This is a genomic window from Parazoarcus communis SWub3 = DSM 12120 (genome assembly GCF_003226565.1).
GTDB lineage: Bacteria > Pseudomonadota > Gammaproteobacteria > Burkholderiales > Rhodocyclaceae > Parazoarcus > Parazoarcus communis.
Map to the genome: position 1 here is coordinate 1 of NZ_QKOE01000012.1, position 16,518 is coordinate 16,518.

At 62.6% G+C, this 16,518-nt stretch carries 12 protein-coding genes and 1 pseudogene; 10 read left to right on the forward strand and 3 right to left on the reverse strand.

Annotated features, from left to right (window positions below; translation table 11 throughout):
* Nucleotides 1–257, forward strand: a pseudogene (locus tag DNK49_RS15350) (hypothetical protein); the annotation flags it as partial.
* Nucleotides 258–568: 311 nt separating this feature from the next.
* On the opposite strand, the gene DNK49_RS15355 reads toward DNK49_RS15350, so the two are convergent.
* Nucleotides 569–1,891 carry a heavy metal sensor histidine kinase gene (locus DNK49_RS15355; RefSeq protein ID WP_211170918.1) on the reverse strand — a complete coding sequence of 441 codons (1,323 nt, stop codon included), beginning with the start codon at nt 1,889–1,891 and terminating at the stop codon, nt 569–571.
* Nucleotides 1,892–1,911: 20 nt separating this feature from the next.
* Nucleotides 1,912–2,598: a heavy metal response regulator transcription factor gene (locus DNK49_RS15360; protein ID WP_110526702.1), complete on the reverse strand. Its 687-nt coding sequence runs from the start codon at nt 2,596–2,598 to the stop codon at nt 1,912–1,914.
* Nucleotides 2,599–2,740: 142 nt separating this feature from the next.
* On the opposite strand from DNK49_RS15360, the gene DNK49_RS15365 reads away from it, so the two are divergent.
* The 7 genes from DNK49_RS15365 (at nt 2,741) to DNK49_RS15395 (ending at nt 10,143) form a co-directional block, all read left to right on the forward strand.
* On the forward strand, nt 2,741–3,079 hold the full coding sequence (locus DNK49_RS15365; protein ID WP_110526451.1) for a DUF4148 domain-containing protein: 339 nt from the start codon (nt 2,741–2,743) through the stop codon (nt 3,077–3,079).
* Between the two features lie 95 nt (nt 3,080–3,174).
* Entirely contained in the window at nt 3,175–3,480 is a 306-nt protein-coding gene (locus tag DNK49_RS15370; RefSeq protein WP_165843345.1) for a hypothetical protein, read from the forward strand.
* Between the two features lie 128 nt (nt 3,481–3,608).
* On the forward strand, nt 3,609–4,877 hold the full coding sequence (locus tag DNK49_RS15375; protein WP_110526457.1) for a TolC family protein: 1,269 nt from the start codon (nt 3,609–3,611) through the stop codon (nt 4,875–4,877).
* 17 nt (nt 4,878–4,894) lie between these two features.
* On the forward strand, nt 4,895–5,461 hold the full coding sequence (locus tag DNK49_RS15380; RefSeq protein ID WP_110526460.1) for a hypothetical protein: 567 nt from the start codon (nt 4,895–4,897) through the stop codon (nt 5,459–5,461).
* On the forward strand, nt 5,458–6,570 hold the full coding sequence (locus DNK49_RS15385; RefSeq protein ID WP_110526463.1) for an efflux RND transporter periplasmic adaptor subunit: 1,113 nt from the start codon (nt 5,458–5,460) through the stop codon (nt 6,568–6,570). The genes DNK49_RS15380 and DNK49_RS15385 overlap by 4 nt, the downstream gene beginning before the upstream one ends.
* 15 nt (nt 6,571–6,585) lie before the next feature.
* Nucleotides 6,586–9,705, forward strand: coding sequence for an efflux RND transporter permease subunit (locus tag DNK49_RS15390; protein ID WP_110526466.1), 3,120 nt, complete (start codon nt 6,586–6,588; stop codon nt 9,703–9,705).
* Nucleotides 9,706–9,756: 51 nt separating this feature from the next.
* Complete coding sequence (locus DNK49_RS15395) at nt 9,757–10,143, forward strand: hypothetical protein (protein ID WP_110526469.1); 387 nt, start codon at nt 9,757–9,759, stop codon at nt 10,141–10,143.
* Between the two features lie 230 nt (nt 10,144–10,373).
* Here the strand turns inward: DNK49_RS15395 and DNK49_RS15405 are convergent, their stop codons facing one another.
* Nucleotides 10,374–10,628 carry a type II toxin-antitoxin system Phd/YefM family antitoxin gene (locus DNK49_RS15405; RefSeq protein WP_110526472.1) on the reverse strand — a complete coding sequence of 85 codons (255 nt, stop codon included), beginning with the start codon at nt 10,626–10,628 and terminating at the stop codon, nt 10,374–10,376.
* 277 nt (nt 10,629–10,905) lie between these two features.
* On the opposite strand from DNK49_RS15405, the gene DNK49_RS15410 reads away from it, so the two are divergent.
* On the forward strand, nt 10,906–14,778 hold the full coding sequence (locus DNK49_RS15410) for a DUF3427 domain-containing protein (protein WP_110526476.1): 3,873 nt from the start codon (nt 10,906–10,908) through the stop codon (nt 14,776–14,778).
* Between the two features lie 204 nt (nt 14,779–14,982).
* Entirely contained in the window at nt 14,983–16,518 is a 1,536-nt protein-coding gene (locus DNK49_RS15415; RefSeq protein WP_110526479.1) for a cryptochrome/deoxyribodipyrimidine photo-lyase family protein, read from the forward strand.

Below are 16,518 nucleotides of genomic sequence, written 5' to 3' on the forward strand. Positions count from 1 at the left end.
CGCAGATGGTCAAGCAAGGCGCCATCGTCATCGATGTCGGCATCAACCGCCTGCCCGACAACCGCATCGTCGGCGATGTGGATTTCGACGGGGTCAAGGAGAAGGCCTCGTGGATCACGCCCGTGCCTGGCGGCGTGGGCCCGATGACGGTGACCATGCTGATCGAGAACACCCTGCGTTCGGCCGAGCGCAGCCTGCAAGGCACGCCGGCCGACCACTACCAGGAATGGGAAGCGCCGATGCTGAAGACGGTCTGAAGAGGCCAAGGCCGCAGACCTGCGCCCAGCCGGTCCAACTGCCGCCATGCTGCCGCCCCATGCGCCGCTGGCTTGCAACCCTCCTGATGGTCTTCATGCCGCTCAAACTGGGTTGGGCGGCGGTGAGCGCCTGTTGCCAGCATAAAACCAGCGCGCCAGCCAACCACTCCGGTCACTCGAGTGTAAGGTCGAGCATACTCAGATAAATGAGGTAGCTTTCGGTGATCAGGCGATAGCAGCACACGTCCTCCAATTCCGGCTTGTGTATCTGGCCAACCGCAGTCCAGATCTCCGCAGTCACTAAGGCAGCATCAAGGGGGAGACGCAGGTAGCTCGAACCCAACAGTCACACAATCATGCGACGATTTGGCAAAAGGCACTCCGCCATGCATTCGTGCAACAGCAGCAACGATGGAAAGCCCAAGTCCATGATTCGCATCGCTCCGCTGGCGTGCAGAATCAACACGGTAGAAGCGATCGAACAGTCTGGGCAAATGCTCTTCGCTAATCGCGGGACCTACATTACTCAATGAAAACCGGATACTTCCGCGAGACGTCGCCTCAATTCGGAACGACATGACCGAACCGCGCTCAGCATAACGGGTTGCGTTCGCAAACAGGTTTGAGAGCGCCCGACGAAGCAACGGCAGATCGAAACGCCCCACCCCATCACCCATGACTCGAACCGTGACACCTGCCTCATGCAGAGCAGCGTCGTGGTATTCGACAACTTCGGAGACCACCTCCGCAAGAGAGCTCACCGGTGAACACCGGGCTAACGCCCCTCGGTCAGCGTTCGAAAGAAACAACATGTCATTCACAAGCCCGGCGAGTCGCTGAAGCTCCTCAAGATTGGAGCCAAGCACATCGCGCAACTGCGCCACCCCACGCTCGCGACTCAACGCCAGTTCCGTCTCACCAATCAGCGTAGCGAGCGGCGTTCTCAGTTCATGGGCCACATCAGCATTAAATCCTTCCAGTTGCTGGTAGGCTCGCTCAACACGGGCCAACAAGGCATTGAATTGAACCACCAGCAAACTCAACTCTTCCGCTTGATCGGAGCCATCCAACGATAGGGATAGGCTGTCAGGAGCAAGTGCCGCCACTCGTTCAGATAAATCACGCACTGGCGCAAAAGCCCGTCGCACCAACCACCAACCTCCCGAACAGACCAATGTTGTTCCTGCCAGCGCGCTGATCAGGAGCGTCCACGCAAGCCGCCGCAACACATCCTCATCCGCGTCGATATCCAGCTTGAGCTCACCCTTGAATGTGCCGGCCGAGGAGCCAAGCCCGCTACTCGAAGGAATCTCGAAATTCGCAGTTCTAGAAGCGCTGACGTGTCTGGATGCTGATTCGCGCAAAAACAGAACGCCTCCCTCACTCGCAGTCAGTTTCAAGGAGAGCGTCGAGTGACCAACCAGAAAATCATCCAGCTTATGTCTCAACTGATCGATATCGCCCTGAACGAGATGCTCATCCAATAGGTGGAGTACGAGAACCCGATACTTCCCTAACTCGTCAAGCTGTCGTGAGGCGAAACTCCAGCTTGTTACGGCATAAACAACAGAACAGACAACCCCAAGCCCAACGAAGGTCAACACCCCCAGCCACCAGGAAAGCCAACTGTTCAATGATCTGGCGCCACGCGGTCTCACCCTGCACGCACCTCCAGAACGTACCCCATGCCCCGTACAGTGTGCAGCAGCTTGGCGTCGAACGAATCGTCGACTTTCCCACGTAAGCGACGGATCGCAACCTCAACGACATTGGTATTGCTATCGAAGTGCATACCCCACACTTGTTCAGCCAGCACGGAACGGGCCAACACCTCCCCCTTTCTGCGCATCAGCAAGCTCAGTAAAGTGAATTCCTTCGGTGTCAGATCAAGCCGTTGGCCACCTCGAGTCGCCTTACGCCCGAGCAAATCCAGCGTCAGGTCCGCAACGACCAACTCGGTAGAAGACCCTCCCGTCAAACGCACCTGTCCGCGCCGCAACAATGCTTGAACGCGCGCAAGCAGTTCTGACAATGCAAAAGGCTTAACAAGATAATCGTCGGCCCCAGCCTGCAACCCTCGAACACGATCATCAACCTGATCACGGGCTGTCAGCATAAGCACAGGAACCGTACTTTTTCGGCGCACCGTCTGAAGAACCGAAAAACCATCCAGTTTCGGCAGCATCACGTCAAGCACGATCAAGTCGTAGTCGTATTCAAGCGCGAAGTAGCACCCTTCCGCTCCGTCATACGCAAGGTCGACAACATAGCTGCTTTCCGTCAGTGCCTTGCGAAGGTATTGAGCAAGCTTAGGCTCATCTTCGATGACAAGAAGTTTCATCGCCTGATTATCACTCTCCCCAGGTACGGCCAGCATTACGTTTTTGTAATCACGATGTTCGTATTTCGACGAGGGCGCTTGTTTAAAGTTTGAGACGTCCCCTGCAAACCCGCACGGCACACTTACCCTACCGGAGTACATCATGAAAAAATATCGCGTTATCGCATTTACATCCTTGCTTGCAGCCCTTTTCACTGCCCCAGCAACAGCCTTGGCATCATCCACTTGGCACACCAACAGCGACGACGTCGGGATCACGTATCACCCCGATCACACTCCAGATACCAAGACTCGCCTTGACGTCCTCCGTGAGCTAGAAGCAGCCAAGGCCGACGGTAGCCTGTACTACCTGCAACGAGCGTTACCCGTCCCCTCTCGCAATATGGGGCCGGGCAAAAGCCGTGAGCAAGTTATCCAAGAACTGAAAGACCTGACAGCCGACGAGCGAGAGAAAATGCGTGAGCTTTATTCAGGCGGCTGAGTCGTCACCTTCCGCCATTCTTGGTAATGAATCACTCCATGCCGCTATACTGCCGCCCCATGCGCCGCTGGCTTGCAATCCTCCTGATGGTCTTCATGCCGCTCCAACTGGGTTGGGCGGCGGTGAGCGTCTATTGCCAGCACGAAACCGGCTCCGCAGCCAAGCATTTCGGGCATCACGAACACGCACACCAGGGCGACTCCAGCGACACCGACGGCGCGTTCAAGTCCGACCCCGACTGCGGCTTCTGCCAGATGGCCAGCCTGGCCGCCATGCCAAGCTGCGCCACGGCGGCGGTGACCAGCGCCATCGAGCCCGTCATCACCCCCCTCGCGCATCCTGCGCCCCGCTCCGCCCCTTCAACCGAGCCCGAACGCCCCAAATGGGGATGCCCTGCCTGATCGGCAGGGTCATCAGTCTTCCCACCCCACTGCGTTGACGCCGTACTGAGCGGCGTTTTCGTGCGTGCCGGACAGTCCGCCTGAAGCGCCTTGCCGATTTTCCGTCCCCATCAATCACGGAGAATTGGATGTTCCATCGCATCTGTCCCCCCTGGCTGCCCGGCGCCCTGATCGCCCTGGCTGCCTGCTCCGCCGGAGCCCAGCCCCTGGCACCCGTGTCGGCGCCCCCGGTGTCGACCCTCAAACAAGCGTTCGATGCGGCCTGGCTGCGGCAGCCCGAAGCCCGGTCCCTGCCCCTGCAGGAAGAGGCCGCCCTGGCCCGGCGGCACAGCGCCGATCGCTGGACGGCCGAGCCGCCTGCCATCGAACTGTCGGGCAAAACCGATCAGATCGACCGCAACACCGGCAGCCGCGAGTATCAAGCCGGCATCGCGCTGCCCCTCTGGCTACCCGGCGAACGCGCTGCCGCAGGTGCGCTGGCCGATGCCGAACTGCAGGCGACCCGTCATCGCCAGCAGGCGGCGCAGTTGCGTACGGCCGCAGCGGTACGCGACGCTTACTGGACATGGCAGGCCGCACACGCCGGTGTTGGGCTGGAACAGGCCCGCCTGGCCAACGCCCGCCAGCTTGCCGTCGACGTTGCCAGACGGGTGCGCGCCGGTGAGCTGGCGCGCGCGGACCAGCATCAGGCCGAAGGTGCCGTGGCGAGCGCAGAAGCCGCACTGGCCGAAGCGCACAGCACCCTGGTCGCTGCCCGCAGCAGCCTGCGGGCGCTGACTGGCCAGCCCGTCGCCACCCCCACAGACGACGTCCCGCCCATCGAGCCCGAGCCCACACTCCCGACCGATGTCAGTGCGCTTGAGGAGACACACCCCCTGCTGTCGGAATGGCAGGCGCGCACCGAACGTGCGCGTCGCGCGCTTGCGCTGGCCGCAGTCCAGACACGCGCCAACCCGGAGCTGAACCTGGCCACCACCCGCGAGCGTGGCGCCTACGGCGAAAACTGGACGCACACCGTCACTGTCGGCCTGCGCCTGCCCTTTGGCGACGACGCCCGCAACCGGGCAAGGATTGCCGACGCCAGCGCCGAAGCCGTCGAGGCCGAAGTCCAGCTTGCGGTGGAGCACGACCGCCTGCTGGCCGAACTCGACACTGCCCGCCACCGCGCCGAAACCGCCCGCCTGCAACTGGAGGCAGCCGAGCGACGCGCCCGGCTGGCAGCGGAATCACGCGCCTTTTTCGACAAGGCCTTCCGCCTGGGCGAAGCCGACCTGCCCACCCGCCTGCGTATCGAGCTGGAAGCCAGCGAGGCCGAACGACAGCTCGCACGCAGCCGCATCCAGCTTGCCGCCGCGCGCTCGGCACTGCGCCAGGCCATTGGCCTGCTCCCCGAATGAATTTCAGGACGCCTTACATGACACACTCTCACACCCTGCTGAGCTGGAGCCTTGCCACGCTGCTGGCGAGCGCTGCCCCCACCACCCTGGCCGGCCCCGGCCATGATCACGGCGACGCGCCGGTCACCACTGCCGGCCCCGCCTTGCCCCGTTTCGCCGCCACCTCCGAGCTGTTCGAGCTGGTGGGCATCGTCGACGGCCCGCACCTGACCCTGTACCTCGACCACTTCGCCGACAACCGTCCGGTCGAGGACGCCCGCCTGGAGCTTGAACTGAATGGCCAGGCAATCACTGTCCTGCCACACGCGCCCGGCGAATTCGAAGCGCAGCTGCAAAGCCCGCTTCAAGCTGGCGTGATCGCGGTCACCGCCACCGTGACCGCGGGCAAGGACATCGATCTGCTCGCAGGCGAGCTCGACCTGCATGACGACGCCTCCGCGCACGACACCCCGCCCGCACAGCCCGGATCCTGGACTAGCAAAGCCGGCTGGATGGGAGCCGGCGCCCTGCTGGCCAGCCTCCTTGGCTGGGCCCTGTCGCGCCGCCGCGCCCCTGCCCGAATCCAGCAAGGGGATGCCGTATGAAATCGACGCTTGCACTTGCCGCGCTGGCCTTCCTGCTGGCCGGCATCAGCACCAGCGCCCTCGCCGGCCCCGGTCACGACCATGGCGACGTTGCCCCTGCTGCCAGCGGCGGCAACGGCCCCTCCCGCCTGCCCGACGGCAGCGTGTTCCTGCCCAAACCTGCCCAGCGCCAGATCGGAGTGCGCACCCTGCTGACCGAAGCGGCCACCCTGCCACGCACCCATGTACTGACCGGCCGCGTCGTGATCGACCCCAATGCCGGCGGCACCGTCCAGGCACTGGTCCCCGGCCGGCTGCTGGCCGGCCCGAACGGGCTGCCCACCCTTGGCCAACCCGTGCGCAAGGGCGACATCCTGGCTTATGTGGAGCCCGCCGTATCCGCTATCGAGCACGCCAACCAGCGTGCCCAGCTGGCAGATCTCCAGGCAGCAGAAGCCCTCGCGCGCAAACGCCTGGCACGCCTGCGCGAACTGGCCGACACCGTCCCGCGCAAGGACATCGAGGCGACCGAAAGCGAACTGAGCAGCCTGACACAACGCGCCCAGGCAGTGGGCGCCAGCCTCGCCAGCCGGGATGCGCTGCGAGCGCCGGTATCCGGCGTGATCGCATCCAGCAACGCCGTCGCCGGTCAGGTGGTCGATGCGGGCGAGCAGGTGTTCGAGGTTGTCGATCCGCAGCGCCTGCAGATCGAAGCGCTTGCCTACGACGCCGCCCTGGCCACCGATATCGCAGGTGCCAGCCTGGCCGTTGGCGAACAGCGGGTGGCGCTGGACTTCATTGGCGCCGCACGCAGCCTGCGCGAGCAGGCCATGCCGCTGGCCTTCCGCGCCCGGGGTGAGGCGCTGGCCGCGCTGGCCGTGGGGCAACCGGTCGACATTCAGGTGCACACCCGCAGCACGGTAACGGGTGTCAGGGTGCCAGCCGCCTCGGTGATGAAGAACCCGGCCAACCAGACCATCGTCTGGGTCAAGACCGCGCCCGAACGCTTCGAGCCGCGCACCGTGACCGTCGTGCCGCTCGATGGCGTCGATGTCGCAGTCACGTCGGGCCTGGCAGGCGGCGAGCGCATCGCCAGCCGTGCAGCCACGCTGATCAACCAGATCCGCTGACCGGAGGCCCGACCCATGTTCAAGTGGCTACTCGACAACAGCCTGGCCAACCGCCTGCTGGTGATCATTGCCAGCGTGGTGCTGATGGCCTACGGCGCCTTCACGCTGTCACGTACCCCGGTTGACGTATTTCCGGACCTCAACAAACCCACGGTCACGCTCATGACCGAGGCTGGCGGCATGGCCGCCGAGGAAGTCGAGCAACTCATCACTTTTCCGCTCGAAACCACCATGAACGGCCTGCCGGGGGTGGAGTCCGTGCGCTCGGTATCCAGCGCCGGCCTGTCCTTCCTGTACGTCACCTTCGACTGGAACATCGACATCTACCGAGCGCGCCAGCTCGTCTCCGAGCGCCTGGCAGCGATGGAGGAGGAGATGGCGCCGGGCGTGGTGCCGCGCATGGGCCCGATCAGCTCGGTCATGGGCGAGATCATGCAGATCGCCATCCCGCTCGATCCGCAGCAGATCAGCCCGATGGCCGTACGCGAATACGCCGACTGGGTGCTGCGCCCGCGGCTGATGTCGGTGCCCGGCGTCGCGCAGGTGATCCCGATCGGTGGCGAGGTGCGCCAGTTTCAGGTGCACGTCGACACCCGGCGGATGGCCGAACTGGGCGTCCCCCTCGACACCCTGGAGGCGGCGCTGCGGGGCTTCTCGTCCAACACATCGGGCGGCTTCCTCGAGCTGAACGGCCGCGAATACCTGATCCGCAACCTCGGACGCACCTCCCGCATGGAAGACTTGCAGAACCTGGCCGTTGGCGTCCGCAACGGTCAGCCCATCCTGCTGCACCAGGTCGCCAGCGTCAGCTTTGCGCCCGCCCCCAAACGCGGCGACGCGGGGTTTGAAGGCAAACCGGCGGTGATCCTGGGCATCCAGAAGCAACCCAGCGCCGACACCATTGCGCTGACCCAGGCCATCGAACACGCCCTCGATGGCCTGCAGACCTCACTGCCCGCCGGCATGGAGGCACCGCGTGTCACCTTCCGCCAGGCCAGCTTCATCGAGGCCTCCATCGCCACACTGCAAGGCAAGCTGATCGGGGCCTCGCTGTTCGTCGCGGTGATCCTGTTCTTCTTTCTTGGCACCGTGCGCCCCACCCTGATTGCACTGACCGCGATTCCGGTATCCATCCTGGTCACCGCGCTGGTGTTCCGCTACTTCGGGCTGTCGATCAACACCATGACCCTGGGCGGTCTGGCCATTGCCATCGGCGGGCTGGTGGATGACGCAGTGGTGGATGTCGAGAACATCCTCCGCCGCCTGAAGGAAGACCGCGCGCGCCACCCCCAGCACCGGCTGCATCCGCTGCAACTGGTGGCAAAGGCGTCGATGGAGGTGCGCTCCGGCATCCTCTACGCCACCGCCATCATCGTGCTGGTGTTCATCCCGCTGTTTGCGCTGCCTGGTCTGGAAGGCCGGCTGTTCCTGCCGCTGGGCGTGGCCTTCATTGCGTCAACGCTGGCCTCGCTGCTGGTGTCGGTAACGGTGACGCCGGTGCTGAGCTACTACCTGCTGCCGCGCCTGAAAACGCTGGACCACGATGACACCCGGCTGCTGGCCTGGCTGAAGGCGCGCTACCGCAGCGGCCTGCAGGCCGTGCTGAACCAACCGCGGGCGGCGCTGGCCACGGCCGGCGTCGCGGTCATGGCCGCGGTGCTGGCCGTCCCCTTCTTTCCCACCACCTTCCTGCCGCCGTTCAACGAGGGCACGCTGTTGGTCGGCCTGCGCCTGAACCCGGGCGTGACCCTGACCGAAAGCTCGGCGCTGGCGCGACAGGCCGAGCTGCGGGTCAGCCAGGTTCCGGAAGTCACCCACGTCGGCCGACGCAGCGGCCGTGCCGAGCTCGACGAACACGCCGAAGGCGTGCATGTCAGCGAGCTGGACGTCGGCATCGTGCCCGCCGCCCAGCTCACCCGCAGCATGGACGCGGTGCGCGCCGACATCCGTGCCCAGCTGGCCAATCTGCCAGCTGCCGTCGAGGTCGGCCAGCCCATCTCTCACCGCATCGACCACATGCTGTCCGGCGTACGCTCGCAGATTGCCATCAAGATCTTCGGCGAGGATCTGGACGTGCTGCGCGCCCAGGCCGACGCCCTGCGCCAACGCCTTGCCGGCGTGCCCGGCATCGCCGACCTGCAGGTTGAAAAGCAGGTGCTGGCACCGCAGGTCCGCATCAACATCGACTACGCGGCCGCAGCCCGCCATGGTGTTCCGGCACCGCAGATCCTGGCCACGCTGCAGACCCTGGTCGAGGGCGAGAAGATCACCCAGGTCGTCGAGGGCGGGCGGCGCTTCGCGCTGGTGCTGCGCCTGCCCGACAGCGCGCGCACGCTGGATGGGCTGGCCAACATCCTGATCGAAACCCCGGGCGGGCCCGTGCCACTGTCCCGGCTGGCCACCATCGAGGACGGCGATGGCCCCAACCAGATCAGCCGCGACGACGGCAAACGCCGCATCGTGCTGTCAGCCAACGCCCAGCAGCGCCCGTTGTCGGACGTCGTGGCGGACATCCGCGCCGTGGTCGCCGGCACCGCGCTGCCCGAAGGCTATTTCATCACCCTGGGCGGCCAGTTCCAGGCACAGGAGGAAGCCTCGCGGGTGGTGGGCCTGCTGTCCATCGTCTCGCTGACGCTGATGTTCGTCGTGCTGTACAGCCGCTACAAGTCGCTGCGGCTGTCGGCGCTGATCATGGCCAACATCCCGCTGGCCCTGGTGGGTGCCGTGCTGGGCCTGTGGCTGTCGGGCCAGCCCTTGTCGGTGGCCGCGCTGATCGGCTTCATCACCCTGGCCGGCATCTCGGTGCGCAACGGCATCCTCAAGGTCAGCCACTACCTCAACCTGATGCGCATCGAAGGCGAACGCTTCGATCACCGGATGATCGTGCGCGGCTCGCTGGAGCGTCTGTCCCCGGTGCTGATGACCGCGCTGGTCACTGCCTTCGCCCTCGCCCCGCTGCTGTTCGAGGCCGAACGCCCCGGCACCGAAGTCCTGCACCCGGTGGCCGTGGTGATCTTCTCCGGCCTGATCAGCTCCACCCTGCTCGACACCTTCCTGACCCCGGCCATGTTCTGGCTGTTCGGCCGCCGCGACGCCGAGCGCCTGCTCAACGACCGTGACGCCGAGGCCTTCTAGCCCCACTCACCTTCACCCATCCCATCACCCCTTCATCACCCAGGAGACACCATGAAACTCATCACCCTGATCACCACCACTGCCCTGCTCGGCAGCCTGCCCGCCTTCGCCGGCGGCAATCACGACCACGCCCACGCACACGACCCCATGCACGGTGGCGTGGTGGTGGAAGTGAAAGACATCGACCTCGAACTGGTGGCCCAAGCCGACCGCATCCAGCTCTACCTGCGCGACCACGGCAAGCCGGTGGACGTCAGCAAGGGCCACGCCAGACTCACCCTGCTGACCGGATCGGACAAGCAGGACATCGAACTCACCCCCGCCGGCGACAAACTGCAAGCCACCGGCACCTTCAAGCTCGATAGCGGCAGCAAGGCTGTCGCGGTGGTGACACTGCCAGGCAAGGCGCCAACCACGGCGCGGTTTGTGCTGAAGTAAGGGCAGGTGCAGCGGCACCGGGTAGGGACGGTGCCGCGTTTCGTTACTTCAGTCGGCAGGAGGTCTACAGGTAGATAGGCTCTTGGTCACCGAACGAACCGCCACGGATGCCCCATTCCCCCAGAAGTCGGCGGCATCGACGCTGCCCGACCATGCCGTCACATTCCCATCGGCCTTACCGAGTCGTACCTTGCGCAGCTCGGATAGCACGTTGGTATCGAGTACATACATCATGAGAGATCAGCCGGCCTGGCTCCAATGGTCACGCGCGGTGGCTCAAACTCGCTATCCTCAACACCCGGCATCGCCAGAGCATCGGCAATGTTGCGCCGCTGCTTCGTCAACCGCTGGTAGTCATCGAAGCTCAACAGCACGTGAGCAGGCTTCCCGCGATCCGTGATGAATACCGGACCGCTCTTGGTGGCCTTCTTTGCTCGCGTCACGTCCTGGTTCAACTCTCGACTAGATAGAGTCGTGATCGTCATAGAGCACCTCCAGAATCAATCAATGTAGAAATGTTTCTACATTAAAAATCGAGGATCAAGGTGATGGAACACGAGCGCGCGACCAACCTGTCCGTTCTCCCTGTCGCGATTCAACGCAGCCTCATGCGATGAACGGGAAACCGGATCGCAGAATAAGCGTGTCAGCAAAATGAAGACACCTTCTCTTCTCAAACGCCTGCGAGTCTTGGCTAAACTGGTCGCAAATCCATCCAAGCGCTTGGTCGTCCTATCCACCTGACCACAAGTATCGATATCGATGTCCAGCACAATCCGCTATTACGACAACAACACAGTCGGCTTCATCGAAAGCACTCTCGATGTCGATATGTCTGAACTGCACGATCGATTCCTAGCCGAAATCACGGAGGGAGGGTTGATTCTGGATGCCGGATGCGGCTCTGGGCGCGACAGCAAAGCGTTTCTTGGGCGTGGTTATCGCATCTGCGCATTTGACGCTTCCACCATGATGGCTAGAGCCGCCGAAGAACTACTCGGTCAGCGGGTCGATGTGCGTCGAATGGAGGATGTCCGCGAACTCGACTGCTACGACGGCATCTGGGCTTGCGCGAGTCTGCTGCACGTACCCGAAGCAGACCTACCCGAAGTGCTTGGGCGGTTATGGGCCAGTCTCAAGCAAGGCGGAATGTTCTATCTGAGCTTCAAACAGGGGGATGGCGAACGTAGCGACGGCGACCGACATTTCACCGACGCAACAGAAACCCGACTGCGTCAGTGGCTTGCGGACCTGGACGATATCGAGCACATCGAGTGCTGGCTGACGCCGGATCGCCGCCCAAACCGCAAAGAGTCTTGGTTAAACGCGCTGGTACGACGGCGCACTCGGCATGTCGTGCCCCCCAATAAGCTTTTCACTGGGGATGCTCGCCACCCATTTCTGCCGCAACTTCGACACGCCATCACCGAGGCAGACGAAATCGATCTTGCGGTGTCCTTCGTCAAAACCACCGGTCTGCGCCTCCTGCTTCCGGACCTCCTCGACGCCTTGACCCGGGATCTGGCGCATACCCGCACACAAGCCCGACTACGCATCCTGACCAGCGACTATCTGGACATCACCGACCCTGAAGCGCTACGCCTTCTGATGCTACTCGCAGAACAAGGCGCCAAGGTACGCATATTCGAAGCAGGCAAAACCAGCTTTCACATGAAGGCCTATCTGTTTGCGCGCTTCCCGGCGCCACAGCGTCTCCAGGGCACCGCTTTTATAGGGTCCAGCAATATCAGCCGCCAAGCCTTAACGGATGGTCTGGAATGGAACTACCGCGTCGACTACCCCGGTGACGACGGCTTTATCGAGGCTCGCGCCCGCTTCGAAGAACTTTTTGCTCACCCCAAAACGGTAGAGTTGACCGATCAGTGGATCGACCGATACGACGCCCGACGCGTCCCACCGCCACGCCCTCTCGCACCCGGTAGCGAGGAGACAGAACCGCTCCCAGTCCCCACGCCCATCCAAACTGATGCCCTCGCTGCCCTCGCAGCGACGCGTCGTGAAGGTTATCAACGAGGCGTGGTCGTTTTGGCCACAGGTTTAGGCAAGACATGGCTTGCTGCCTTCGATGCAGAACAACTCGGCGCACGCCGAATACTCTTCGTGGCCCACCGGGAAGAGATCCTGAACCAAGCCGCAGAGACTTTTATCCGTATCCGGCCACAAGCACGAGTCGGCTTCTACATGGGACAAACTCGCGACACTCAGGTCGATGTGCTATGTGCATCAATCCAGACGATCGGCAAACTGACCCACCTCGACCGCTTTGCGCCGCAGCACTTTGACTATGTCGTGGTCGACGAATTTCACCACGCGGCGGCACCGACTTACCGAAGGCTGCTCGCTCACTTTGCACCGCAATTTCTACTGGGCCTCACCGCTACGCCAGACCGCAGTGACCAGTCAGACATCCTGACCCTGTGCGACGACAACTTGGTGTTCTGCCGCAACTTATTCGACGGCATCGAAGCTGGCTTACTGGCGCCGTTTCATTACTACGGGATCTGGGACAAATCGGTGAACTACCGGGAAATTCCATGGCGAAACGGTCGTTTCGATCCCGAACAACTCTCTAACAAACTTGCGACGCTTGCACGCGCTCGTCATGCACTCAGGCAATGGCAACAACGCGCTCAGGCTCGCACCCTGGCGTTTTGTGTATCGATACGCCACGCCGAGTTCATGGCGACACAGTTTGCCCGCGAAGGCATTGCCGCTGCTGCGGTATACGCCGGCTCAGCCTTAGCGCGCGGCGAGGCACTGGAGCAACTTGCTGACGGACGGCTGCAAGTCATTTTTTCCGTTGACCTATTTAACGAGGGCGTAGATCTACCGGCCATCGACACGGTGCTGATGCTTCGGCCGACAGAATCGAAAATTCTCTTCCTGCAGCAACTCGGACGCGGCCTGCGAAAGTCTCCCGGCAAGGAAAGACTGGTCGTCCTAGACTTTATCGGCAACCACCACAGCTTTCTCCACAAACCGCAGGCTTTAGCGCAAGTTGGAAGCAGCTACAAACAGCTTGCTGCATTTGCCCGGAAACTGGAGAGCCAAAGACTGGAACTGCCTTCGGGTTGCTTCGTCAATTTCGACCTAGAGTTGATCGACTTCTTGAAGTCACTCGACAGCGAAGGCATCTCAAATGACTACCTCGCACTCAAAGCCAGCCTCGGCCGTCGTCCTACACTCGCCGAGTTCTACCGCTCGGGCGCTAACCTGACCCGCATGCGCCAAGAGTTTGGCAGCTGGTTCGGAGTGGTCAAAGCCATGAGCGATTTGAGTCCGTCGGAGGATGCCGTGCTCAACGCTCATCAGGATGCACTGCGTGAGCTAGAAGTCACTGCGATGACCAAGAGTTTCAAGATGGTGCTCATCGAAGCACTGCAAGAACTCGACGGCTGGCGCCACCCTCCACGGCTTTCGGAACTTGCCTACCGCTCATGGCAGGTATTGCAACGTCGCCGTCATCTAGCGTCAGATTTACTGAGCGAGTTCAACGACACGGAGGATGGCCGCAGCAAGGCCTGGCAAGACTACTGGCGTAAACACCCAGTAAACGCTTGGATTGGAGGCAACCGAGACGCAAAAGCCCGTGCTTTCTTTCGCGTACACGACGAGCGTTTCGAAGCGACTTTCAAACTCGCCGAAGACCAGTTGCCTTCCTTCAGCGACATGGCTCAAGAGTTGGTCGACTACCGGCTCGCTGCCTATGAAGCCAGAATCACGATTGACAGCAACTCAAGTAATGTCATCCCACTGCGCCGCTCGCCACCCGAGCGCACCGAACTCCCTTATTTTCCGAACCTACGCATCGCCTGCGGCCACTTCCGCACCGCAAACGCCGACGCCGAAGAGCATCGACAACTTGGCCCCAGCTACGGCCGTCTCGACCCCGCTCGACACTTCATCGCCCGCGCGTCGGGGAACTCGATGAACGGTGGCAAAGCCCCAATCCGCGACGGCGACTATCTGTTACTGGAACTCATTAGCGCAGGCAGCGCGGGCTCAATTACGGGCCACACCATCGCCATCGAGCGCCAAGATCAAACTGGAGACGACCAATACCTGCTACGCGTTGTGAACAAGCAACGTGACGGCAGCTATGTGTTGGTTGCCAACAATCAAGACTATGAGTACATCGTCGTCACCCCAGAAATGACTGAGGAGTTGCGCACACTCGCCCGCTTCAAAGCAGTGATTGACCCGCTAGAACTGGCAGTTGGCGAATCGTTCCTACGCGAAGACATCCCCAACCTATTCGGTGAAACCTTCAACCCCGGCAACTGGAATAGCGGCCACGTCGTCCTTACAAACTGTAAGGCTCATGTCCTGCTGGTAACGCTCAACAAGCAAGGCAAGGCGAAGGATCACCGATATCTGGACCACTGGATCGATGACCACAACTTCCACTGGCAAAGCCAGAACGCCACAACGCCAGAGAGCAAGCGTGGACACGAGATCATTGAGCATGAAAGGCTGGGCATCTCGATTCATTTGTTCGTACGTGAGACCAAACTCGCTGCAGGGAAAGCGGCACCGTTTGAATATTGCGGGCGCGTTCGATACCTGCGGCATAGCGGTAGTGCGCCGATGAGTGTGATTTTTGAGGTGCGATGAATCGAGGCAAGTCCATCATTGCCGACAGAGGGAAGCGAAGTCGCTCGGTCGCAAATTTATTGGATGGCCCATCAAGGTCCCTGTCACCACCACCGAACACCCGCAAACGCCGCTCGGCGTACACATCGCGTCTCATCCGAATCACCTTGACACCCATTTTGTCCAAGACAAAAATAGTTCCACCCCCACCCATGCCCTCACCTCATGCCCTACACCGTCGTCTGGTTCAAACGCGATCTTCGCGTGCAAGACCACGCTGCACTGACGGCAGCGGCGGCGCGGGGGCCGGTGCTGTGCCTGTACATTGTCGAGCCCAGTCTATGTGCTGCGCCTGACGCGGCCCGCCAGCACTACCACTTTGTCCTGGAAAGCTTGCGCGAGGTGTATCGTGCGCTGCGCGCGTTGGGCGGGCGCTTGCACGTGGTGGGTGGCGAGGTGACCGAGGTGCTGGGACGCTTGCATGCGGCGGCACCGCTTGATGCGTTGTATGCCCACGAAGAGACCGGCAATGCATTGAGCTTTGAGCGTGATCTGGCGGTGGCGCGATGGTGTCGGGCACAGGGGGTGGCCTGGCGCGAGTTTGCGCAGTTTGGCGTGGTGCGGCGACTACGCGATCGGGGGGAGTGGCAAGCGCGCTGGGAGACGTTTGTGGCGCAGCCTTGCCTGCCGGTGCCGGCCGCGCTGCGCTTTGTACCTTTGCCCTGGGCCGACACCGCACCACCCGATGCGGATGCGCTGGGCTTGCCGGCAGGCGAGCCGCCCTTACGCCAGCGCGGCGGGCGCGGTGAAGCGATGCGCACGTTGATGGACTTCCTGCAGGCGCGCAGCCAGCAGTATCGGGGCGGCATTTCGTCGCCACTGCGGGCGCCGACGGCCTGCTCGCGCATCTCGCCTTACCTGACCTTCGGGTGCATCAGCCTGCGCGAGGTGGTGCAGGCCACCCGTTTGCAGATTGCCAGCCTGCCACCTTCGGCTACCCGCCACCGCGCGGGCCTGAATGCCTTCATCAGCCGGCTGTACTGGCATTGTCATTTCATCCAGAAGCTGGAGAGCGAGCCGGAACTGGAAACCCGCAACCTGCATCGCGGCTACGACGGCCTGCGCGAGGCCGACTGGAACCCGCAGCACTTTGCTGCGCTGAGCGCAGGGCGCACGGGGTGGCCGCTGGTGGATGCCTGTGTGGCGATGCTGCGCGAAACCGGCTGGCTGAACTTTCGCATGCGGGCCATGCTGGTGTCGGTAGCCGCCTACCCGCTGTGGCTGCATTGGCAACCGGTAGGTGGCTGGCTGGCACGGCAGTTCCTGGATTACGAACCCGGCATTCACTGGCCGCAGATGCAGATGCAGTCGGGCACCACCGGCATCAATGTGCCGCGCATCTACAACCCGATCAAACAGGCCCACGATCAGGATCCGGACGGTCGCTTCGTGCGCCACTGGCTGCCGTGGATGCGACGCGTGCCGGACAGCTGGCTGTTCGAGCCATGGCGGATGCCGGACTCACTGCAGCGCGACCTCGGCCTGCGGCCGGGTGAGGAGATCCCCCGGCCACCGGTCGATCTGGAGCAGGCCACCCGCGTGGCACGCGAGCGCCTGTTCGCGCGTCGTGCCGACCCCATGGTCAGGGCGGCCAAGCCTGCCATTGTCGATAAACACGGTTCACGCAGGCGCACCCCCCGTCCACGGGCCAAGGCGCCAGTGCCCGCCGCCGCTGCCGGCCAGCTGAAGCTGGCCTTCTGA

Bases quoted from the DNA above. Each gene is read 5' to 3' on its own strand.
- DNK49_RS15395 (WP_110526469.1), top strand. From the start codon at position 9,757: ATGAAACTCATCACCCTGATCACCACCACTGCCCTGCTCGGCAGCCTG.
- DNK49_RS15370 (WP_165843345.1), top strand. From the start codon at position 3,175: ATGCCGCTCCAACTGGGTTGGGCGGCGGTGAGCGTCTATTGCCAGCAC.
- DNK49_RS15405 (WP_110526472.1), bottom strand. From the start codon at position 10,628: ATGACGATCACGACTCTATCTAGTCGAGAGTTGAACCAGGACGTGACG.
- DNK49_RS15380 (WP_110526460.1), top strand. From the start codon at position 4,895: ATGACACACTCTCACACCCTGCTGAGCTGGAGCCTTGCCACGCTGCTG.
- DNK49_RS15390 (WP_110526466.1), top strand. From the start codon at position 6,586: ATGTTCAAGTGGCTACTCGACAACAGCCTGGCCAACCGCCTGCTGGTG.
- DNK49_RS15385 (WP_110526463.1), top strand. From the start codon at position 5,458: ATGAAATCGACGCTTGCACTTGCCGCGCTGGCCTTCCTGCTGGCCGGC.
- DNK49_RS15365 (WP_110526451.1), top strand. From the start codon at position 2,741: ATGAAAAAATATCGCGTTATCGCATTTACATCCTTGCTTGCAGCCCTT.
- DNK49_RS15360 (WP_110526702.1), bottom strand. From the start codon at position 2,598: ATGAAACTTCTTGTCATCGAAGATGAGCCTAAGCTTGCTCAATACCTT.
- DNK49_RS15415 (WP_110526479.1), top strand. From the start codon at position 14,983: ATGCCCTACACCGTCGTCTGGTTCAAACGCGATCTTCGCGTGCAAGAC.
- DNK49_RS15375 (WP_110526457.1), top strand. From the start codon at position 3,609: ATGTTCCATCGCATCTGTCCCCCCTGGCTGCCCGGCGCCCTGATCGCC.
- DNK49_RS15410 (WP_110526476.1), top strand. From the start codon at position 10,906: ATGTCCAGCACAATCCGCTATTACGACAACAACACAGTCGGCTTCATC.